Below are 20,421 nucleotides of genomic sequence, written 5' to 3'. Positions count from 1 at the left end.
ACGCCATGACGACGACACCGCCCACGGCGACGACACTGCGCACGACGCCACCGCGTGAGAGGACCCTGCACCTCAACGCATTCCTCATGACCACCGGTCACCACGAAGCCTCGTGGAGGCTTCCCGACAGCGATCCCGAAGCCGGAACCGACATCGACCATTACATCAACTTGGCGCAGACTGCCGAGCGGGGAGGCTTCGACTCGATCTTCTTCGCCGACAGTCCCAGCCTGCGCGCCGAGGTGGGACGACGGCCCGCGGGCAACCTCGAACCGCTCACGCTGCTGAGCGCGCTGTCCGTGGCCACGAAGCGCATCGGCCTCATCGCCACCGCCTCGGCGAGCTACAACTCTCCCTACAACCTGGCCCGCCGCTTCTCCTCGATCGACCACATCAGCCGGGGGAGAGTCGGCTGGAACGTCGTCACCACCGCGGGGTCCGACGCGGCACGGAACTTCGGTCTCGATGAGCGTCCCGCCCACCAGACCAGATACGAACGTGCCGAAGAGTTCCTCGAGGTCGTGCAGGGTCTCTGGCAGAGCTGGGATGCCGACGCGGTCATCGCGGACAAGGCCACCGGCGTCTGGGGTGATGATGAGAAGGTCAACGCCATCGACCATGAGGGTCGCTTCTTCAAGGTCGCGGGACCGCTCAACATCCCTCGCTCACCGCAGGTCTACCCGCTGATCGTGCAGGCGGGATCCTCCGAATCCGGCAAGGAACTCGCTGCGAAGTTCGCCGAGGCGGTCTTCACCGCGCATCAATGGCTCGACGAGGCGGCCGCCTTCGCAGCCGATGTCAAGGACCGTGCGCGCAGGTACGGCCGCAACCCCGAGCATGTGAAGATCCTGCCCGGAATCGTCCCGGTCATCGGCGCCACCGAGGCCGAGGCCCGAGCGAAGGACGACGAGCTCGACCGCCTCATCCGCCCCGAGTTCGCGCTCGCCCAACTCGCCCAGACCCTGCGGGTGTCCCCGGATGCCCTGGCGCTGGATCGGCAGCTGCCCGCCGACCTGCCTGATGAGGACGAGATCGAAGGAGCGAAGTCGCGGTACACGCTCATCGTCGACCTGGCCCGGCGGGAAGGGCTCACAGCACGCGAACTCATCGGCCGCCTCGGCGGGGGTCGCGGGCATCGGACCGTCGCGGGCACACCCGAACAGATCGCCGACGCGATTGAGGAATGGTTCGATGCGGGAGCGGCCGATGGTTTCAACATCATGCCGCCGGCGCTTCCCAGCGGACTCGACGATTTCGTCGACACGGTGGTCCCGATCCTGACCGAACGGGGCCTGTTTCGGCACGACTACGAGACGACGACTCTGCGCGGTCACTACGGCCTGCCGGTCCCCGGTCCGCGGAATTCCGGCGAGTCGTCCTCTGGCCAGTCGACTCCAGGCGAGCCCACTCCTGGCCGGCCCACTCCTGGCCAGCCCGACCGGGATGACGAAGACACTGCAACGACGATCAGCGAGGTGGCCTGACCATGACCGAGCCGAAGTATCTCTGGTACATCCCCAATCAGGCCCGTCCCGGGCACCGCGGCGATGAAGTCCGCGCCGACCACAACTCGTTGGACACGCTGACCGAACACGCCCGGGCGGTCGAGGCCAACGGCTGGGAGGGTGCGCTGCTGGGCACCGGGTGGACGCGGCCGGATACGTTCACCGTCGGCACCGCCCTGGCCGCCCGCACGGAAACGTTCCAGCCACTCATCGCCGCTCGGCCCGGGTACTGGCATCCGGCGAACTTCGCGGCCGCGACGGCCACGCTCGATCACCTCAGTCGGGGACGTGCTCTGATCAACATCGTCTCGGGCACTGACTCGGCGTCGGCCTATGGAGACACCGTGATCGAGAGGAGCGAGCGCTATGCCCGCACCCAGGAATTCATCCACCTGGTCAGGCGGCTGTGGACCGAAGACGCGGTGACTTACGATGGGCGGTTCTACACCCTCAACGACGCGACCCTCGGGGCTCGACCATTCGCTGTGGGGGAGCGGACGCAGCCGACACTGTACTTCGGTGGGGCTTCGGCCGAGGCCGAGAGAGTCGCCGCCGCCGAGGCGGATGTGCAGCTGTTCTGGGGAGAGACCTACGCTGCTGTGGCCGAGAGAATTGCGCGTCTGCGGGCGCTGTCTGCCGAGGTCGGGCGGGCCCATGCGCCCTTGGAATTCGGACTGCGCGTGACCGTCGTCGTTCGTGAGACGAGTGACGAGGCGTGGAGCGTGGCTCGGGCACGTGTGGCGGGCATGCACGATGAGAACCAGGCGAAGGTGTGGCGGGAGAACCACCGGCAGTCGGTGGGGCAGGACCGTCTCGTTGCGCTCGCCGATGAGGGCGACGTCCTCGACGATGTCCTCTACACCGCTCCCGGTCGCCTCGGTGGGCAAGGCGCGGGAACCACGTGGTTGGTGGGTTCGTTCGCCGAGGTCGCCGCGGCGCTCGACCGGTACCGCTCGCTGGGCGTCTCCCACTTCATCCTCTCGGACACGCCGTACCTGACCGAGGTCGAGCGGGTCGGGCAGAACCTGCTGCCGCTGCTCGAACGGGATGGGGCGGGCGCGACCGTGACCGAGGGGGACAGGATCGAGCGCGTCGAGTCTGAGCGCGTCGGGGCCGGGCTCGGATAGGACCCCTCAGCGCTGGACGGGGGTGGGGCCGGTCGTTTCGGAGTCCAGGTCCGTCATTTCGAGATCGGGCTCGGCCGCCTCGAGCACGGGATCGGCGGCAGCGCGGTCGTGGGCTGTCACCTCGAGGATCGGAACAGGGGCAGATTCGTTGACTGGATCGGTCACCTCACGATCGAATTCAGCGGTGAGGCCGGATTCTGTGGTGGGGCCGACCGGACTCTGTCGTTTCCGACGGTGGCCGGTGACCCACCCTGCCAGTGTCACCGAGGCCCAGCCGATGACCATGCCGGCGACATCGTCGAGGAGGTAGTGCCAGCCGAAGTACAGGGTGGCGATGATCGTCACGCCGAAGAAGATCCAGGCGGCCGCCCTGATCGCCGGCTTCTGCTTCGTTCGTGTCATGAACAGTGCCGCAGCGAACGTGACCGAGACGTGCAGCGAGGCGAACGCGGCCACTCCTTGGATCGAGTCGCTGCCGAAGGGGTTGCTGAGGTAGTCCATGCGAGTGGAGATCAGAGAGTCCTGGAGCTGGCTGACCCCGGTGTCGGGCAGCGCCCGATAGGCCTCGGGATTGCTGAACGCCGGCCCGACCGACGGCAGCAGGTAGTAGCTGATGACACCGAAGACCCAGTTGAGGCACAGGGTCGTGGCGTACCAGGCACCGATGGCGTGGTTGCGGCTGAGGACGAGGACCGCGCCGAGGCTGATCGGGATGAGCGGGAGATACGCGAGGTAGGCGATCGAGAGCAGGCTCGCCATGACGTCGGTGCCGAGCACATCGTGGAGCACCACTGCCGGGTTGTGGCCACCGGTGAGCCAGTAGTCGAGGTGCAGCAGCTGCCGGTCGTAGAGGGTGCCGTCGCGGACGACCGGCAGCACGCTCTTGAGATTGCGGTAGGCAACGTAGCAGAGGTAGAAGCTCAGCAGGCCGGCACCGATGCACAGCAGACGATGGGTGTTCCACTCCTTCTTGGCGACGTCGACGAGGCTGCCGGACAGGTTCCGCCACCCGCTTCGTCTCACCGCCTCGACGAGGAGTCCGCCGCCGATGAACCCGAGAGCCAGCAGGGGCAGTCGGATATAGGAGGGTCCGAGGAACCCGTCGGGATCGCGCAGCGGGAGGTCGAGACAGAGGGATGGGATCACGGCGGCCGCTCCGACGAGCAGAGACAGCGCCATGGCAAAGGTGTAGGGCCAACGTCGCATTCTGGTCATCGGCACACCATAGTGATTCTGTTTCAGTGCTTCGTCGGATTTCCCTCGAAGCCGGCTGACCGGTGGGCGGTTCTGCGGTGTGGTAGCGGTGTGGAGAGCTGTGCGTTTCGTCGGTGCCGCGGCGGGCGTGGTGCTTCAGCGCAGCTGTCGGGCAGCGAATGCTGTAGCGTGGCGCAGCACCGTGGTGGTGTCGTCGAGGACACGTCCGAAGTGGAGGAACGAGTGGAGGACGTGCGGGTACTCCTCGAACGTCACCTCGGTGCCTGCGCGTTGAAGTGTTCTGGCCAGCGCGCGGCTGTCGTCGCGCAGCGGGTCGAGTCCGGCGGCTGCCACGAACACCGGTGGCAGACCGGTCAGGTCGGCGGTCAGGTGTGCGACGTAGGAGGATTCCGCGTCGTCGGGTGAGGCGAAGTATTCGCTCATCAGATTGTTGAGGTCGCCGGCTCCCATTCCGTCCCAGTCGCCGCCGAAGAGTCTGCGGCTGGCGGAGTCCACGAGTCCGTGACCGCCGTAGATCGAGATGAGGGCGCGCAGGGAGGCAAAGCTTGCGGGTGCTGCCGCCACGACTTCCGGTTCGTCGCGCAGCAGCAGTGCCGCACCGATCGCCAGACTGGCTCCGGCAGAGTCGCCGGCGGCGGCCAGCCGTGCACCGTCGAGTCCGTACTCGCGACCGTGCCTGGCCAGGTCATCGACGATCGCCGCGCATTCGTGGAGGGCCTGCGGGAATGCCGCCTCGGGGGAGAGGGAATAGTCGACGCCGATGACGGCGCTGCCGGTCGCCTCGGCGAGGACCCGCATGATCCGGTCATGGGTGTCGAGGTCGCCGACGCTGTACCCGCCGCCGTGGAGGAACACGATTCCGGGCAGAACCGCCTCGGCGGTAGGGCGGTGGATGCGGATGGGAACGTCGACGCCGGCGGCACGGATGTGTCGATCGTCGGTGCGGGCCATGATCGGCCCGCCCTCGTTCCACAGGGTTCGTTCGGCGCGGTATTCGGCGCGCTTGGCCAGGGTGTCGCGGTCGGCGGGGGAGAGTTCACCCGCTGAGTTCGCGGCCATTTCGCCGATCGCCCGACATTCCTCGGCCCGCGCGGCCTGGATCGACAGGACCTCGCGCATCTGCGGTGACATCGCCTCGACGATGTCGGTGGGAATCGTGGCGAGCAGCTCTTCGGTGAGCTCGGAGTCGACGGTTACGCCGGGAATCATCGGCCTCTTTCCTGGTCAGCAACTGTTTCGCCCAGTTTAGCGAGGCACGGTGGCGGACGCGGCAGCGGTCCGCTCTGGTACCCACGGAATATCCCGCGCCCGAGGCTGTTAATACTCTGGACGTGCGTGACCATCTGGCCGCGCCGCCTGAGGAAGCGACGGACACAGCAGGAGCGAACCTTTGACCGAAAACTTGCGCAACGAACACATGCGCCGACACGAAACCGACCATGAGGTGCCCTGGTCCCTGCCCATCGTCGTGCGCCGGTCGAAGACCGCTATCACCCGCCACATCGACGTCCTCGAAGCCACCGCCCGCGCCGTCGTGACCTTCCTCGACGATCCGCGCACCCAACCTGGCGGCCAGTGGCACGATGCCGTCGCCTACTGGCGCGATGGCGCCATCCGCAAGGTCGTGCGCCGCGGTGACGGCAAGAAGCTCGAGGATGCTCGGGCGTTGGGCAGCGTGAGCGTGACCTTCGGCGGCACCGACGATTTCGGCCCCGCCGAGGCGCTCGTGTTCGAGCCCGGCCCCGTCGAACCGTTGCCGCACGAGCTGAAGAAGCTCCAGGTCGGCGGCACAGAGTTCCCCGATGAGGGCGAATCGTCGGTCCCCGTCGCCGAGGCGGTCGTGACCGTCGAACTCTCACCCGAACTGACGCTGACGACCGGCAAAGCCGCTGCCCAATGTGGGCATGCCGCGCAGTTGGCGTATGAGCAGATGCCCGCCGAGGTGCGTGATCGTTGGCGCGACTCGGGCTTCAGTCTGCGCGTGCAGACGGCTACGAAGGACGCATGGGCGGACAACGAGCAGCAGGTCAGCGTCGTCGACGCCGGTTTCACCGAAGTCGACGGACCCACGGAGACCGTGCGCGCCAAGTGGTGAGCGGCGCGTCCTGCTCGGCTGGTGAAGAGGTCTCAGGCCTCGTCGAGGTCGTTCAGTTCATCCTCGGTCAGCGGCCGCGTCTTCGTGCCGTTGCCGAACTCGTCGAGATAGATCATGTGCTTGACCATCTCGCCGGTCTCTTCGTCCTCGACCTCGATGATGTCGCCGGGTTGGGTCGCCGGCTGGTAGAAATCCTCATTGACTCCGGTCATCGTGACCACCTCCTACAGGTATCTCGACCGTACTCCAGTGTGACAAGAGTCTCAATCATCCCCCTTACTACCTGACGGCGGCCCAGCAACCTGGCGCCAGGTTGCTGGGCCGCCGTCAGGTAGCAATAGAGGGTCTGTCGGGACCGGAATCGGTAGGCTGAGTGGATGGAACGTCTCAAACTGCACACCACAGGGGGCCGCGAACGCAACGTCGCCGAGGTGGCCCGTCCCAACGAGGACGAGTTCCGCGTCGATATCGAACGGATCCGATTCTCCCCGTTCTTCTCCCGGCTGGCCTCGGTCACCCAGGTGATCCCACAGGCCGGGTCCGGTACTGTCATCCACAACCGGCTGACCCACTCACTCAAGGTCTCCGCGGTGGCCCGGTCGATCGCGATCACGCTCAACAACGCCGATGAGCGGACACGGGAAGTTGTGGGTCGCCTCGGCGGGTGTGATCCGGTGGTCGTGCAGGCGGCAGCGGCCGCCCACGATCTGGGGCACCCACCGTTCGGCCACCTCGGCGAGAAGGAGCTCGACCGAGTGGCGCGGGCGCTGCTGCGCCTCGATGACGGTTTCGAGGGAAACGCGCAGACATTTCGGATCCTCACAGCGCTCGACAGCTGTGAGGCCACGGCGCGGGGGCTCAACCTCACGCGGGCGGTCAGGGCGGCGGTGCTGAAGTATCCGTGGGAGCGCGGGGAATGGAGCGGTGATCGGGTGGACTCGGCGGCGCGGATGCCGCGTGGGGTCGGCGATGAGGTCTCCGAAGGGGCGATGAAGTATTCGGCCTACGTCACCGAGGTCGACGAGATGGCGGAGGTGCTCTCCGCATTCCCGGCGATCGGGAGGTATCAGCAGACGCTCGAGTGTGCGGTGATGGATGTCGCCGACGATATCGCATATGCGGTGCACGACCTCGACGATTTCTACCGGTCGAACGTGCTGCAGTACACGGCGGTGTCGGCTGAACTGGGACGATGGCTGCGTGACTGCCGGGAATTGGCGGCATTGGATGATGCCGAACTGGACCGGCGTCGGCCGGGGCATGCGCTCGAGGCGATTCGCCGGCACACGCGGGAGAAGGATCCGTGGATCGCGTCCGAGGAGGCGTTCCGGGAATCGGTCGAGCGGATCAATCGGGACCTCGTCGAGGGCCTGCTCGCGGTTCCCTACGACGGTGGACTGGAAGCCGATCGGGCAGTCACCCGATTCACCAGGAGGTGGATCGATCGGCTGCAGGCCTCGATCGTCGTCGACCCGGATCCGCACATCCGCAGCGGGCATGTGCGGCTGAGCCAGGATGCGTGGCATGACGTGGTGGTGCTGAAGTTCGTGCATGCGAAGTTCGTGCTCGAGCGTTCTGATCTGGCGGTCTATCAGCGCGGGCAGACTCGGATCATCGCGTCTTTGGTCGAGGGGTTCCACGAGTGGCTGCTCGATCCGGATGAGGCGACGCGGATTCCCCGGCGTCTCGTCGATTCCGTTGAGGCGTCGACGCAGGAGTATCAGGACCTGTACGCGCGCAATCCTGCCGCGCTGGGGGAGGAGGGTGCGGCGGCGATCGTCCGGCGGGGCCGAGCCCGGGCGGTCGTGGACTACGTCGCCTCGTTCACCGATGCGCAGGCGATGTCGGTCAATGCCCTCATCACCGGAGCGTCCGAGGAGCCGTGGGAGGCCGGACGCGGGTTGTAGGTTTTGGGGCGTGGTGTGGGCGGCTGCTTTCGGTGTTCTGCGGTTCGGGCAGCGGGAGAGCTGGGGCACACGAACGGCGGGGCCACCGGGATTGGTGCCGACGACACGCAAACAGCGGGCACACGAACGGCGGGGCCGGAGTTCTCACTCCGACCCCGCCGTTGTGGCGTCAGCTCAGTGACTGAGCTGGGTCACCCTCAGTGTTTGCCTGCCGAGGCACGGTAGCGGCGGGTTGCCCACACCGCTGCGGCACCACCGGCGAGGAGCAGTGCGGCGAATCCGACCATGGCCGGGACGCCGTCGGCACCCGTCCGCGGAAGGTCTCCACCGGCGCTGCTGCCCGAGGCATTCGTGCTCGAGCCAGCCGAGGCGTTGGCACCGGATCCGGCATTGGCGCTCGCCGAGGTTCCGGCGTTGGCTGATGCGGCCTGGTCCGAATCAGCCGACGCCGAGGAGTTCGCCGACGTGGCCTTCTCAGAATCGGCCGAAGCGCTCGCCTCGTCACCATCTGCCGAGGCGCTGGCTGCGCCTCCGTCGGCCGAAGCATTGGCCTCGTCACCGTCGGTGGAGGCATTGGCCTCTGCACCTTCAGCGGCTGCGTCAGCCTCGTCACCGTCTGCCGCTGCCGCAGCGGAAGCCTCCGATGAGGAGTCCGCCGTCGATGCTGCCGAAGCGGCGGCCCCGGCGTTGGCGTTGGCTGCGGCGGATGCTTGTGCGTTGCTGTCATCCTCATTGTCGGCGTTCGCGGCGGCGTTGGCTGCCTGCTGTGCCGAGGCGTTCGGATCCGAGGTCGCGTCCGTCGAGGTCTCCGAGGAAGCCTCTTCGTCGGCGGCCGACTCCGCAGCTGCTTCGGCGTTCTCGTCCGCTGCTGCCGATGCCGTTTTGTTGGCATCGTTATCGGCTGCTGCTACTGCTGCTGCCTCGGCTGCCGCGTTGTTGTCGTCATCGGCGTTGGCCGAAGCCGAGGCCGAAGCGGCTGCGTTCACGTTGGCATTCGCGTCAGCTTCGTCAGCTGCATCGGCGTCCGGGTCGGCCGAAGTGTCGGCCGCAGCTCCGTCGTCATTGCCGTCGGCATCAGCCGCGGCCTGAGCCGAGGCCTCTGACGAGGAATCAGCATTAGCTGCTGTCGCTGCTGCTGCAGATGCGTTGGCATTCTGAGCGGCAGTGGTGTCAGCGTTGGCCGAGTCATTGTCGTCGCTGTCGGCTGTCGCAGTTGCGGCTGCCTGAGCGGCGGCGTTGGTCTCCGTGGTCGCATCGGTCGAAGCCTGTGCGGTGGCTTCTTCGTTTGCGGCGGAGGACGCTGCTGCCTCGGCGTTCTCGTCCGCTGCAGCGGATGCCGTGTTGTTGGCATCCTCATCAGCTGCTGCTTGAGCAGCTGCTTGCGCGGCGGGATCTGTATCGGCATCGGCCTGTGCAGATGCGGCGGCCGAAGCGGTAGCGTTCGCGTTCGCCGTGGTGTCATTGCTGGCGTCCGAAACCACCGAATCATCGGCGTCGGCAGCGGCAGATGCCGACGCTTCAGACGAGGAGTCAGCAGTAGCTGCCGAGCTGGCAGCCGCCGAAGCGTTGGCATTGGTTGCCGACGAGGCCTGAGCATTCGTCGAGTCCGAGTTGTCGGCGTTCGCGGCGGCATTGGCTGCCTTCTGCGCCGAGGCGTTGGTCTCGGTCGTCGCGTCCGCCGAGGTCTCCGAGGAGGCCTCTTCGTTGGCTGCGGATTCGGCAGCTGCTTCGGCGTTCTCGTTCGCTGCTGCCGATGCTGCGGTATCAGCGTCGGGGTTGGCCGCCGCCTGAGCTGCTGCCTGCGCGGCCGGATCGCCATCGTCATCTGCATCGGCGGATGCCGAAGCCGAAGCCGCTGCGTTCACGTTTGCATCTGCTTCATCACCTGCAGCTGCGTCCGGGTCGGCATCGGCCGAGGGATCAGCGTCGGCGTCTGCGGCTGCATTCTCCGAGGCGGCGGCCGACGAATCTGCCGTCGAGGCCGCCGACGCAGCAGCTGCCGGATCGGCGTTCGCTGCAGCGGAGGATTCCGCATTCGTGTTCTCGGAGTTGTCGGCGTTCGCTGCGGCCTGAGATGCGGCTGTCGACGAAGCGCTCTCGTCTGTCGTCGCGTCGGTCGAAGCTGTAGTCGATGCGTCTTCCGTCGCTGCAGCCTGGGCTGCGGCCTGTGCATCCTCCTCCGCGGCGGCTGAAGCGGTTGACGTGGCGTCATCGTTGGCTGCGGCCTGCGATGCTGCCTGGGCCGCCTCGTTGCCATCGTCATCGGCAGTTGCCGATGCGGCAGCAGAAGCCGCTGCGTTCGTGTTCACGTCATCATCACCGGGCTCCTCCGGAGCATCAGCTGTTGCACGAACCGACGACGACGCGAGGTTGATGTCGATGGCGTTTGCCGACGGCAGCAATTCCAGACTTACGGCGTTGACCGTGAAGCCGTCGCCGTTGTCGCCGTCAACGTAGCTGTTCTCGAGCGCAGACTGGGCGCTTACACCCTCCTGCTTGGCGGGCACAGGCGACTGCTCATTGATTGTAAGGTCGACGACCTGGTTGAGCGCCTTGAACACGGGATCGAGCGAGGTCAGGACCGGATTGACGACGCCGGTAAGACTCTTCGAGAGCTCGTCCGAGGTCGCACTAAGGATACCGCCGATGAGCGGCTTGGTAATGCCGAGTACTGCATTAATAACCGGAGTGGTAATCACGTTGAGAATTTGGCCGACACTGATGTTTGTTCCGAGGACGCTGATCTTAAGATCTGTAGTGACGGTCGGCTTGGTGGTATCTGTACCCGCCAGTTGGCCGAGGGTGGCGTCCACCGTGACTTTGCCTCCGACTGTCTGCCCAAGCAGCGAAATCGACGCGGGCAGGTCGATGACAAGGTGGACGTCATTGAGAGCATCGGAGACAGTATCGGTGATCTTCTCGGTCAGAGCGCCGAGTGCGTCAGACACCGCGGTTGTGATCTTGGAAATCGTATCCGACGTCAGCACCTGAGTGTTCGGGTCCAGACCATTCAGATCCTCACCATTACCACCCTCGACGACCTTGGCAAGATTGATCTTGATCTTTCCGCTCTCGAGATCGATGGATACGATGCCGGACTTGTCTTCGAGCTCCTTGTTGATGAGGTTCTCCACGATGCCGTTCAGAGCATCTCCGACTTCGACGGACACCTTAGTGTCAGCTCCGCCGACTTTCACGGAGGCCAGCAACACGTCGAGATTGAGGCCGATGCCCGCAAGGGAATTCGCGAGGCCCTCATCCCCGATGACTTCTTCGAGAGTGCCGCCAGCGCCGTCGACGACCTCTGTCAGCGCACTAGAGATTCCTTCAACGGCAGGACTCGAGACGGTCAGAACGCCATCAGCGACCACGTACTCCGGAGTGTAATCAGTGCCGTTGCTATCGGCGGTCGAAGCGATCGCGCCAAGCTCGAGACTGAGGTCGTCGACAACCTGGTCGGTGACTCCACTGAGGCCGAGCTGATTGAGGACAGCAGTCAGGTCGACGTTGGCGTTACCGAACTTGCCCTCGTTTATGTCGTCGAGGTTCAGGGCACCGTCGGACCCGACAGCGCCCGCGCTCGCTTTTGCCTCATTGTATTTGGGGGCGTGCCCGTATGAATTGAGAGCTCCGGCGTTCCCCAGATGGAGTAGGCCCTCTCCGTCTCCTTCGCTGATCAGCGGCAGGGAAGCTCCGTTGCCCAGATCGATCTTGAGCGCATTGAGAGCTCCGACGTCGAGAGGAGTAGTGCTGGCTCCTGTGTGATCCGGCGAGCTGCTGTATGCCGAAGCTGCGTCGGCGAGCTGTCCGCCGAAAAGCTCGGACTGAATCAATTGCCCCCACGCTTCGGCGTCTTGCTGTGCTCCATTGTCAGGTCGCCCGGCCGCTGCCGCCGGGGACACGGTCATTGCAGTCAGCGCGAGTGCCGATCCGGCGGCGACCGTGCCTAATGCAATCTTCCGACCGGTTCCAGGCCGGCCTCTCAGTATTCTCATGGTTCTCCACATCGTTCGGATCCTGATCACTTCCAAGCACGGCCTGGGCGGAAACGGGCAGTTTCCTGGCAGATCGCTCACAACATTACGGAGTAATCAAAAAGTAATCAGTAAATCACAGGGAAAGTTACACCGTCGTTATAGTTACGCTCAGGTAGGTTCGGGTGATTGTGGAGGTCTGGTGCGATGCGCCTCGATCGTGCCTAGACCGGAAAACCCCGCAGTGACGGTCGTGTTGGCTCTCAGTGAACCCATCGATCGGGGTAATGAGCCAGTCATAATTGGGGACACTATTTCTGCTCCAGTTTGTCGCAAATCGACACACGTGAAACTTCCAGCGAAATCATGTCGTGACCATACAGTGATCAGCAATGCTGCGAATCGCGCAGTGTGGGCAGAAAACACCCGCCGCCAAACAGCGCCTACAGTCGGCTCAACCGACGGGAGTGACAATAATCGGCGAAGGAGTTGGGGATGGCCACCAGGTCTCTCACCAGACCGGGCGCAACTCCGGAGCGGACTTCGCCAGTCTCTATTGCGGCCCCGGCAGTCACAGCGACTCACTTGGGAGTGCGGGTCTCGGCGCTGATGAACCAGGCCTGCTGCTCGAGTTGAGTGATGAAACTGTGGAAGCTGTCGGCGGTCGTCGGATCCGCCGAGTCGACCTCGTCGTGGCAGCCACGCATCGAGGCCACGGTCGCTTCGATCGACGCGACCATGTGATCGATGGCGTCGTGGGTGCTGATCTCTCCGTTCGGGAACTCCGGCAGCCCGGTCTGTTCGGCGATCTCCGCGGGGCGGCCGTCAGGGGAGGCGTGGAGCGCCCGCATACGCTCGCCGATCTCATCGCTGCCGGCACGGGCAGCGTCTGTGACCTCATCGAGGTTGAGGTGGAGGTCACGGAAGTTCGTGCCCACGATGTTCCACCGCGCCTGCTTGCCGCTGCAGGTGGGACGTAACGCCTGTCAGGCTGTGTCGGTCTCCTCGTCCTGGGCGGTGTAGACGCGGGAGCGCAGTCGTTGGGCGTGAGTGAGGTTCTTGAGGTCGATGTCGCTGTCGAAGCTCGACCCGAGTGCGCCGGCGACGACACCCATCGCGGCGCTCAGCCATGCGATGTCGAGGTAGTTCGTCAAGCGGGCCTCGGGCCGGTGGATCGTCTGGGCCATGAATTCGGGGTCGATGACGATGAGCCCACCGGCGAGGATGCCGATGACCAGCAAGACATAGAGCCCGGTGACGCAGATGGTCAGTGTGAGAACAGTGGACAGGTTGTAGTAGAAGACGACCTGAGCCAAGCGCTCATTGACCGGACGGTCCCAGAGGCGATTGATCGTGATCAGCCAGCCGACCATGACAGCGATGGCGATGGCGCCGATCGAGATGAGACGTGCGGTCGAGAGGTGGTGGGACATCTGCCAGATGGAACTGTAGAAGATGCCGAACGCCCCTGTGGCAGCGGCTGCGGCCATGGCTCGGGAGAGTTTGCGCGACATCCGCAGCGGCTCGTTGGCCATGGTCATGCCCAGCACGAGGCGAGTCCCACCGGTGAAGGTGTGAGCGTGGAGGGTGCGGCGGCCCGAGTCGGCCCGACTCGACCACTGGCCCCAGCGGGGAAGACAGTGTGTCTTCGCGGGCAGATGACCATCGGGGAGGAGCTGATTGACGCAGCTCATATAGACCTTGAGCAGACGGCGCTTCGTCGTCAGAGCGCCGAGGGTGGGGCACGAGATCACAGCGATGTTGCGGTCCGGCAGCACCTCGGCGATGAGCGGTTTGCCATGGGTGTGGCGCGGGATGTCCGTGAGCATGATGACGAGGTCAGCTGCGGGAAAGCGGTCGACGATCGCGTCGAGCGTCGACAGCTCGAGCCGGTGGTCGGCCTGGACGCGCAGCGCTTGCGTGCACACGTCGACAGTCACCTCCGATTCGAAATCTTGTCGGAGGAGTTCAGCGAACTCGTCCTTGAGCGAGGCCACTCGGCGGCTCGGGGGCCCGGGATCGCAGGTGAGGAGGATGTGCATTTTCCCACTGTGGCAGGGCCGACTGCTCATGGCCAGGGCGGCCGCGCTTTCCGACGCTTTCCCCACCAGCCGTTCAGGTCCGGGTCGATGGCTCCGTTCCGTGGCGAGCACGTATTCTGGTTCCGATGATGTTCTGATGTCGACGAGTCGACGAGACGAGGAGGGCCCGAGCCATGACAGTACTGGTGACCGGAGGGGCAGGCTACATCGGTTCGCACGTGGTGAGGCTGCTCACCGAACGAGGTGACGACGTCCTCGTGGTCGATGACTTCTCCACCGGAATCGGAGCCCGGGTCGACGGTCTGCCTGTCGTCGATCTCGACCTGGCAGCCCCCGATGCTACCGACCGCCTCGTCGCCGCTATCGAAGAGCACAACGTCGACTCGATCATCCACTTCGCCGCGAAGAAGCAGGTCGGCGAGTCCGTCGAAGAACCGGTCATGTACTACCGGCAGAACATCGGCGGCCTGACGAACATCCTCGCCGCTGTCGAACGCGCAGGCATCGAATCGCTCGTCTTCTCCTCCTCGGCCGCGACCTACGGCATGCCCGATGTCGACATGGTGGGAGAAGACCTCGACTGCCGTCCGATCAACCCCTATGGCCAGACGAAGCTCATCGGCGAATGGATGATCGACAACCAGATCACGGCCTCGAAGATGCGCGGGACGACGTTCAATGCCGTGAAGTTGCGCTACTTCAACGTCGCCGGAGCCGGCTGGCCCGAGCTCGCCGACACCGCAGTCATGAACCTCATCCCGATCGTGTTGGGCCGGCTCGCCGACGGCAAGGCTCCCGTCGTCTTCGGCGACGACTACGACACCCCCGACGGCACGTGCATCCGCGACTACGTCCACGTCAAGGACCTCGCCGAAGCCCACATCGCCTCGCTGGACTACATGAAGGCCGGGGGCACTACGGAGACCGTGTTCAATGTCGGTACCGGCACGGGCGCCTCGGTCAAGGAAGTCATCGACACCATCGCCGAGGTGACCGGCCGTGACATCGTCCCCGACATGGGCGAGCGTCGCGCCGGAGATCCGCCGGCCCTCGTTGCCGACGTCTCCCGGATCCAGGCGCTGCTGAGCTGGAAAGCCGAATTCGGTCTCGAAGAGATCGTCCGCAGCGCCGTCGAAGCCGCGGAAATGCTGCCCGAGCAGAACTAGGCATCGTGTAGAAGGGCTGGTTCATGTCCCACCACATCGTCATCGGCGCCGGGCTCGCCGGAGCCGCGACCGCCTATGCGCTGACCGCCCGCGGCGAGGACGTCACCGTCCTCGAACGGCACACCCCAGCGAACGATCGCGGCAGCTCCCACGGCTCCGCCCGCATCTTCCGCTACGCCTACCCCGACCGGCTCTACACCGAACTCGTCGTGAGATCCCGCGACCTCTGGTCCGCAGTCGAGGCCGCAGCCGGCACCGAGCTCATCTCCGTCACCGGTGCGATCGACCACGGCGACGTCCGGCACACCGCCGAACTCGCCGAGATCTTCGACGCCGTCGGGGTCGACCACGAAGTCCTCGACCCCGCACAGGCTTCTGAACGCTGGCCGCAGTTCGCCTTCGACACCGAGGTCCTCTTCCACCCCGATGCCGGCGTCATCGACGCCGAAACCACAGTCAACACTCTCCTCGACCTGGCTCGGGCCACCGGTCACGCTCGGGTCCTCACCGATTGGACGGTCGCCGAGGTGACCCGACGTTCCGCGGGCGGCTTCAGGGCCACCTCGGCGACAGGGGAATCCGTCGAAGCCGAAAGCGTCATCGTCGCTGCCGGCGGATGGCTGCCCGCCCTCCTCGGCGCTCTCGGACTCCCCGAGGGATTCCTCTCCGCGCTGCCACGGTTCGAAGTGCGGCAGGAGCAGGCCTTCCACATGCCCTACCGCGACGCCGACGAATCAGGGCTGCCGCGCACCCGCTGGCCGACGTTCATCCATAAGTCCTCCGAGATCTTCACCTACGGTCTGCCCGGCGGCCGGGATGCCGGATTCGCCGGTCAGAAGCTCGCCCAGTTCAACGGCGGCCGAGTGATCGATTCGGCGCTCGACCAGGACGGACAGATCACCGAGGAGATGCGGACTCGGATGATCGACTACGCGAAGCGCCACCTGCCCGGACTCGTGCCGGAGCCGTACGCGGAGACGACGTGCCTGTTCACGAACACCCCGAACGAGGACTTCGTCATCGATGAGGTCGACGGGCTCGTCATCGTCTCCGCCTGTTCCGGGCACGGGGCGAAGTTCGCGCCGCTCCTCGGCGAGTTCGCAGCCGACCTCGCGACCGGTGCCGGCGGCGTGCCTGAGCGGTTCCGGGTGGGTGCCCGGTAGTTCTCACCCTCGCTTCGACGCCACGATGAGGTGACGGGTCGAATACGCGACGAAAGGGTCGCCTCGGCGCATCCGGGCATCGAGTTCACGCAGCTGCGGCTCATAGCTCTCGACCGTGAAGTCGGGAACCCACCACGGGCATTTGCGCAGGATCCACACGATGGCCCCGACGTCGTAGAACTCCATGCGGCAGCGTGCGGTCCGCAGCGAATCGACGGTGAGTCCGGCAGCCTCGGCGGCGGAGGATTCGGCTTCGGGATCGCGGGCCTTCCGATTCTCCGGCAGCGGCCCGAGGAAGAACTCGATGAGGTCGAACGCCGATTCGGGACCGACGTGCTGGGCAAGATAGGTTCCTCCGGGCACGAGGACGCGGGAGATCTCCGACCATACGGGTGTGACCGGATGACGCGAACTGACGAGGTCGAAGCTGCCGTTGGCGAAGGGCAGTCGGTGCGGGTCCGCCTCGACGACATCGACACCGCGCGGACCGAGCCGGTGCCGGGCGATGGCGACGTTCGGGGCGTAGGACTCAGTGACGGCCATGCGCGCGGGCAGGACCGGTGCCTCGTCGATGACCTCTCCGCCGCCGGTGTCGATGTCGAGGGCCGCAGTCGCCGTCGACAGGCGCCGGGCGAGCAGTGTCGCGTAGCCCCACGGTGGACGCTCTTCGGTGGCGCGCCAGTCGAGCCAATCGAACCCCCATCCGGAGGCGTCGGCGGACTGGGCCTCGGCGACGAGCTCGTCGAATGTGCGCATAGGGGTATCCTCTCACCGATCAGCCGATGGCAATTCGAGAGTTGTCTGCGGGCCCGCACCCATTGACCAATTATGAGTCGTTGCCGGGTTTGGCCACAATCCTCGAAACCACGATGATGAGGCCCCATATGCCGATGGGAATCGCTGGCCAGAATGTCACCAGTTCCCCGGAGAGAATGGAAATGACCACCCACACCGCTGTTAAGACGGCTGAGAAGCTGAGCCATGCGCTCACTTCCTTCTTCAGCTTGCTGTTGTCGGGGGCGCTATTGAGATTGCGGTCGGGGTCAGTCATCGATCGGACCTTCCTTCGGTGTGGTGTCATGGATGGAGAAGCGGTGCAGTTCAGTGCAGAGACGGGGACGGGTCCGCTGTGTTGTGAGAATCTCCGAAGTGAAGACATAGAACGGCCGTATGCCTATCTGCCGACGACTTACGGCGCATCGGATCGTTGAACTTCGGTCTTCCTGTTCTCTGGTCGGTCGAGAGCAGGGTCGCCGGTTCCTGCGAAGGCGGGACCGGCCAAGAACCAGATGCCGGTGACGATGCCGATGGTGTGAAGAATCCCCCAATACGGGTGTTTGCTGATGGTGCTGATGCTCTCGGGAATGGCGCCACCGTCAACGGCGATCATGATGACCAGGCACACTGCAGCGATGGCAGCGGCAAGCAGTACGCGCAGCCATTCTGCCCAGATGGCCTTCACCTCTTCGGTGGAGCCTTCGGGCGGTTTGACTGGCTTTGGACCGTTGGCGAACCGATAGCGGAACCAGACGTCGACGCGTCCGATGATTTGGTGTCCGAACGCCACAGTCAGGCCGAGATAGACCGCTGCCAATGCATGCGCGTGTGTGGGTTCGGCTCCGCGCAGCAGATCAACGGAGACAAGAACGACCAGCGCGAGGTCGATCAATGGTACGCAGGCGAGGATCACAGAACTGACACGCCGCGCGCCGAGGAGATAGCGCGTCGCCAATCCTCCGAGAAGGAGCACCCAGAACGCGATCTCGGCTCCGATGATGGCGATGATCATGAGCTTCCCTCCGGTTTCAGACTCGAGAGATGGTCGTCGAGACCGGCGATCACATCGTCAGTGCTGACCAGCTCCGGGGCTGTCAGTCGCCGGAGGAGGAGGCCGTCGATGACGACGGCAAGTTGCTGAGCGGCCTTGTGCCGATCGAGGTCCTCCGCTGCTGCGCCGGAGTGGACCAGCCGATCGATGCAGTCTTCGTAGAATCTCTGCAGTCGCAGGTAGCTGTCACGAGCCGTTGCCTGCAGCGGCGGATGGATGACGGCTTTGACGACGAACTGGAGATGCGTCTGGAAGTTCGCGGTTCTTTCGTCGCCGATGGGCAGGAGCTGATGCAGACCTGCCCTGACCTCGTTGAGACTCCTTTCGGCAGGTTGAGACGCCGAATCTGCCGTGCCGGCGTCGCGCATCGCCGCTTCCACATTTTGGGCGGTCCGCTGCATGAGTTCGTTCATCGCAAAGACGTGGAGCTCATCCTGCGTAGAGAAGAAGTGCCTCACTGACCCGGCGGACAACTGCGCTTCTTTGGCCACTGCCCGCACCGAGGCGGCCTCGAGGCCTCCCTTGCGCAGAAGTCCCCACACCGTATCGGCCAGCAGTTTTCGTCGTGCGTCTGCATCGATAGTTCGTACCATGCAAACCAGACTAACACAGCTGTATTAGTTTGAGTCAAGAGTCAGTTCTGGATGCTTGTCGGTGCGTCTTGCCTGCGCGAGGGCGCAGAAGTCGTGAAGACTGAAATTCGATACCAGGGCCAGGCGGTCATGGCTGTCGGAGGGGTAGTTGTCGGCTGGTCTGACGATTAGTCTCCTGCCGGCCGAATACCGGCAGCGGTGCGCTCGATGTGGGTGGTGAGAATGCTGCTCAGGCGGCCCGCCGGCTTGGTTCGGCGGTCTCAGATGTCGCCGACGAGGTGAGCCAGCGTCACGCGCCGGTGAGCAGTACGAGGACGGTGCAATGGGATTCGAAGGGATTGCGCATCACATGTTCCTGATCTGCAGGAATGGTGATGGTGTCCCCGGTGCCGAGTTCGAAATCCTCCGCGCCATGGGTGTAGATCATCGAACCGGTGACTATATGGGCGGTCTCGAAGGACCTGGGCGGATGTGGCGCGAAGGTGACTGTCGAAGTGCCAGGCGGCAGTTCGTAGCGAACGAGTTCAGGGCCGTTCGGCGGTTGCATGATCGTCGTTCGACTCACGCCTGACTCATCGCTGAACTCGATGGACTCTCCCTTGCGCACGATGGTCGACTCCGTCGGTCGCAGGAGATCGGTGATCTCAACCCCGAGTACGCTGGAGATCGCCACAGCGTTCGTCAGGCTGGTATTCAGGGCTTGATTCTCTATCCGAGAGAGTGTGCCGCGGGAAATTCCGGTCGCGTCCGACAGCTGCTCGAGCGAAATCCCGATCTCTGCGCGTCGCGCTCGGACGGCGTGCCCGAATCGTCCCGTGACGGAAGAACCCATTGCCTCCACCTCAAAGTTTCCCATTCGGCACGAAAAGGCTACCATCCGAAACGCTTCCGACTGCAACGAGGGTGACAGTTGCTTCCCACCGCGGAGTATCGCCGAGCGAAGCTTTCCCGGCTCGGTCCACAGCGCGCCCCTGCTGTCCCACAGTTGCCCATTGATGAAGATTGACGGTGTGCCAGAGATGTGTTCAAGGGCATCTGTCTGGACGGTGCTGTGAAGCCATGGCTCATAGTCGAGATCGGCGATGCATCTGCCCAGTTCTTCTGGGGCATCGGATGTTGATGCCAGCTCCTCGATTCGTTCGTCAGTGAGTCCCGGAGTTCCCTCTTTCGGCTGGTGGGCGAAGAGTCGATTCTCGAATTCGAGGAAGCTGCTCGGCTCCGAGTCATACACGCACGCGGCTGCATTGGCGGCGCGGGTGGAGTAGTCGCCGGTCGTCGACATCTGATCCAGCATCGTCGTCGTGTGTATTCGCAATACTTCTTCTTCTACGAGGCGTTTGATGTCTGCGCCGTTGGTTTCGGGGAACAGGGCGCAGAAGGGGCACATGAAATCCAGGTAGACATCGACGATCGGCTTACCCTCCGATTCATCGGCACCGAAAGGGAAGTATGGTTCGTCCGCAGAGATTCCTGCTGGTGCATCAACGCCAGAACTGAGCGCAGGCGCGGCGGTTGAGCTGTCAGGAGAGTCAGCTGCAGATCGATGCACTATGCCTAGGGCGGTTGCGGCCAGGGTGATCGCCGCTGCTGCGCCGATGAGCCCGTAGGGAATTCTCCGCACTCTTCGTTCGGTGTGGGCTTCAGCAGCAACGGCTGTTCGCTGCTGGTTGCAGTGTCGCCGCTTCGGCTGAAAGCGATTCGGACTGCTGGGGGACGATTCGTTCCTCTCGTGGACCTGCAATGTTGAGCCGTGACGGCGGTCGGGGCGATTCCTGTTCCTCGCCTAACGGAGCCTTCGAACTCGGC

Annotated in this window: 16 protein-coding genes and 1 pseudogene; 6 read left to right on the top strand and 11 right to left on the bottom strand. The window is 64.6% G+C overall.

Annotated elements, in window-relative coordinates:
• Positions 1-5: 5 nt before the first annotated feature.
• Together GUY23_RS14300 and GUY23_RS14295 are read left to right on the top strand one after the other, a co-directional pair.
• The gene (locus GUY23_RS14300) at positions 6-1,484 is read left to right on the top strand and encodes an LLM class flavin-dependent oxidoreductase (RefSeq protein ID WP_166973349.1); all 1,479 of its coding nucleotides are present in this window, start codon (positions 6-8) and stop codon (positions 1,482-1,484) included.
• 2 nt (positions 1,485-1,486) lie between these two features.
• Positions 1,487-2,632 (top strand): LLM class flavin-dependent oxidoreductase, encoded by a 1,146-nt coding sequence (locus GUY23_RS14295; RefSeq protein WP_166973348.1) that lies wholly within the window; start codon positions 1,487-1,489, stop codon positions 2,630-2,632.
• A 6-nt stretch (positions 2,633-2,638) separates the two neighbouring features.
• Here GUY23_RS14295 and GUY23_RS14290 read toward each other — a convergent pair whose 3' ends face one another.
• Together GUY23_RS14290 and GUY23_RS14285 are read right to left on the bottom strand one after the other, a co-directional pair.
• Positions 2,639-3,847, bottom strand: coding sequence for a phosphatase PAP2 family protein (locus GUY23_RS14290; protein WP_228282371.1), 1,209 nt, complete (start codon positions 3,845-3,847; stop codon positions 2,639-2,641).
• Between the two features lie 135 nt (positions 3,848-3,982).
• The gene (locus GUY23_RS14285; RefSeq protein WP_228282370.1) at positions 3,983-5,056 is read right to left on the bottom strand and encodes an alpha/beta hydrolase fold domain-containing protein; all 1,074 of its coding nucleotides are present in this window, start codon (positions 5,054-5,056) and stop codon (positions 3,983-3,985) included.
• Positions 5,057-5,237: 181 nt separating this feature from the next.
• Between GUY23_RS14285 and GUY23_RS14280 the strand changes: the two genes are divergently transcribed.
• Positions 5,238-5,942 (top strand): peptidyl-tRNA hydrolase, encoded by a 705-nt coding sequence (locus tag GUY23_RS14280; RefSeq protein WP_323127124.1) that lies wholly within the window; start codon positions 5,238-5,240, stop codon positions 5,940-5,942.
• Between the two features lie 32 nt (positions 5,943-5,974).
• Here GUY23_RS14280 and GUY23_RS14275 read toward each other — a convergent pair whose 3' ends face one another.
• Positions 5,975-6,154, bottom strand: a complete 180-nt coding sequence (locus tag GUY23_RS14275) for a hypothetical protein (RefSeq protein WP_166973347.1) — start codon at positions 6,152-6,154, stop codon at positions 5,975-5,977.
• A 165-nt stretch (positions 6,155-6,319) separates the two neighbouring features.
• On the opposite strand from GUY23_RS14275, the gene GUY23_RS14270 reads away from it, so the two are divergent.
• Complete coding sequence (locus GUY23_RS14270; protein ID WP_166973346.1) at positions 6,320-7,849, top strand: deoxyguanosinetriphosphate triphosphohydrolase family protein; 1,530 nt, start codon at positions 6,320-6,322, stop codon at positions 7,847-7,849.
• Between the two features lie 197 nt (positions 7,850-8,046).
• Here the strand turns inward: GUY23_RS14270 and GUY23_RS14265 are convergent, their stop codons facing one another.
• From GUY23_RS14265 to GUY23_RS14255, 3 genes and pseudogenes are all read right to left on the bottom strand, one after another.
• Positions 8,047-11,844 (bottom strand): choice-of-anchor G family protein, encoded by a 3,798-nt coding sequence (locus tag GUY23_RS14265; protein WP_166973345.1) that lies wholly within the window; start codon positions 11,842-11,844, stop codon positions 8,047-8,049.
• 560 nt (positions 11,845-12,404) lie between these two features.
• Positions 12,405-12,785: pseudogene (locus GUY23_RS14260) on the bottom strand (Dps family protein); the annotation flags it as partial.
• 24 nt (positions 12,786-12,809) lie between these two features.
• Positions 12,810-13,865, bottom strand: a complete 1,056-nt coding sequence (locus GUY23_RS14255) for a hypothetical protein (RefSeq protein WP_166973344.1) — start codon at positions 13,863-13,865, stop codon at positions 12,810-12,812.
• A 173-nt stretch (positions 13,866-14,038) separates the two neighbouring features.
• On the opposite strand from GUY23_RS14255, the gene galE reads away from it, so the two are divergent.
• Positions 14,039-15,031, top strand: a complete 993-nt coding sequence (galE, locus tag GUY23_RS14250) for a UDP-glucose 4-epimerase GalE (protein ID WP_166973343.1) — start codon at positions 14,039-14,041, stop codon at positions 15,029-15,031.
• Positions 15,032-15,054: 23 nt separating this feature from the next.
• The gene (locus GUY23_RS14245) at positions 15,055-16,194 is read left to right on the top strand and encodes an FAD-dependent oxidoreductase (RefSeq protein WP_166973342.1); all 1,140 of its coding nucleotides are present in this window, start codon (positions 15,055-15,057) and stop codon (positions 16,192-16,194) included.
• Positions 16,195-16,197: 3 nt separating this feature from the next.
• Here the strand turns inward: GUY23_RS14245 and GUY23_RS14240 are convergent, their stop codons facing one another.
• The 5 genes from GUY23_RS14240 to GUY23_RS14220 all read right to left on the bottom strand — a co-directional run bounded on the left by GUY23_RS14240 (position 16,198) and on the right by GUY23_RS14220 (position 20,236).
• On the bottom strand, positions 16,198-16,950 hold the full coding sequence (locus GUY23_RS14240; RefSeq protein WP_166973341.1) for a class I SAM-dependent methyltransferase: 753 nt from the start codon (positions 16,948-16,950) through the stop codon (positions 16,198-16,200).
• 70 nt (positions 16,951-17,020) lie between these two features.
• Complete coding sequence (locus tag GUY23_RS14235) at positions 17,021-17,245, bottom strand: hypothetical protein (RefSeq protein ID WP_166973340.1); 225 nt, start codon at positions 17,243-17,245, stop codon at positions 17,021-17,023.
• A 138-nt stretch (positions 17,246-17,383) separates the two neighbouring features.
• Positions 17,384-17,983, bottom strand: a complete 600-nt coding sequence (locus GUY23_RS14230) for a hypothetical protein (RefSeq protein WP_166973339.1) — start codon at positions 17,981-17,983, stop codon at positions 17,384-17,386.
• Positions 17,980-18,615: a TetR/AcrR family transcriptional regulator gene (locus GUY23_RS14225; RefSeq protein WP_166973338.1), complete on the bottom strand. Its 636-nt coding sequence runs from the start codon at positions 18,613-18,615 to the stop codon at positions 17,980-17,982. Before GUY23_RS14225 ends, GUY23_RS14230 begins: the two co-directional genes overlap by 4 nt.
• 289 nt (positions 18,616-18,904) lie before the next feature.
• Positions 18,905-20,236, bottom strand: coding sequence for a thioredoxin domain-containing protein (locus GUY23_RS14220; RefSeq protein WP_166973337.1), 1,332 nt, complete (start codon positions 20,234-20,236; stop codon positions 18,905-18,907).
• Positions 20,237-20,421: the final 185 nt, after the last annotated feature.

Origin of the sequence: Brevibacterium atlanticum (assembly GCF_011617245.1) — a bacterium.
In the GTDB taxonomy this organism is placed as follows: domain Bacteria; phylum Actinomycetota; class Actinomycetes; order Actinomycetales; family Brevibacteriaceae; genus Brevibacterium; species Brevibacterium atlanticum.
Note: the sequence above shows the minus strand (reverse complement) of the source record. Positions and strands in the feature narration are given on the sequence as shown.

Coding starts and splice junctions, on each gene's coding strand:
- GUY23_RS14300 (WP_166973349.1), top strand. CDS start 6: ATGACGACGACACCGCCCACGGCGACGACACTGCGCACGACGCCACCG.
- GUY23_RS14295 (WP_166973348.1), top strand. CDS start 1,487: ATGACCGAGCCGAAGTATCTCTGGTACATCCCCAATCAGGCCCGTCCC.
- GUY23_RS14290 (WP_228282371.1), bottom strand. CDS start 3,847: ATGACCAGAATGCGACGTTGGCCCTACACCTTTGCCATGGCGCTGTCT.
- GUY23_RS14285 (WP_228282370.1), bottom strand. CDS start 5,056: ATGATTCCCGGCGTAACCGTCGACTCCGAGCTCACCGAAGAGCTGCTC.
- GUY23_RS14275 (WP_166973347.1), bottom strand. CDS start 6,154: ATGACCGGAGTCAATGAGGATTTCTACCAGCCGGCGACCCAACCCGGC.
- GUY23_RS14270 (WP_166973346.1), top strand. CDS start 6,320: ATGGAACGTCTCAAACTGCACACCACAGGGGGCCGCGAACGCAACGTC.
- GUY23_RS14265 (WP_166973345.1), bottom strand. CDS start 11,844: ATGAGAATACTGAGAGGCCGGCCTGGAACCGGTCGGAAGATTGCATTA.
- GUY23_RS14255 (WP_166973344.1), bottom strand. CDS start 13,865: ATGCACATCCTCCTCACCTGCGATCCCGGGCCCCCGAGCCGCCGAGTG.
- galE (WP_166973343.1), top strand. CDS start 14,039: ATGACAGTACTGGTGACCGGAGGGGCAGGCTACATCGGTTCGCACGTG.
- GUY23_RS14245 (WP_166973342.1), top strand. CDS start 15,055: ATGTCCCACCACATCGTCATCGGCGCCGGGCTCGCCGGAGCCGCGACC.
- GUY23_RS14240 (WP_166973341.1), bottom strand. CDS start 16,950: ATGCGCACATTCGACGAGCTCGTCGCCGAGGCCCAGTCCGCCGACGCC.
- GUY23_RS14235 (WP_166973340.1), bottom strand. CDS start 17,245: ATGACTGACCCCGACCGCAATCTCAATAGCGCCCCCGACAACAGCAAG.
- GUY23_RS14230 (WP_166973339.1), bottom strand. CDS start 17,983: ATGATCATCGCCATCATCGGAGCCGAGATCGCGTTCTGGGTGCTCCTT.
- GUY23_RS14225 (WP_166973338.1), bottom strand. CDS start 18,615: ATGGTACGAACTATCGATGCAGACGCACGACGAAAACTGCTGGCCGAT.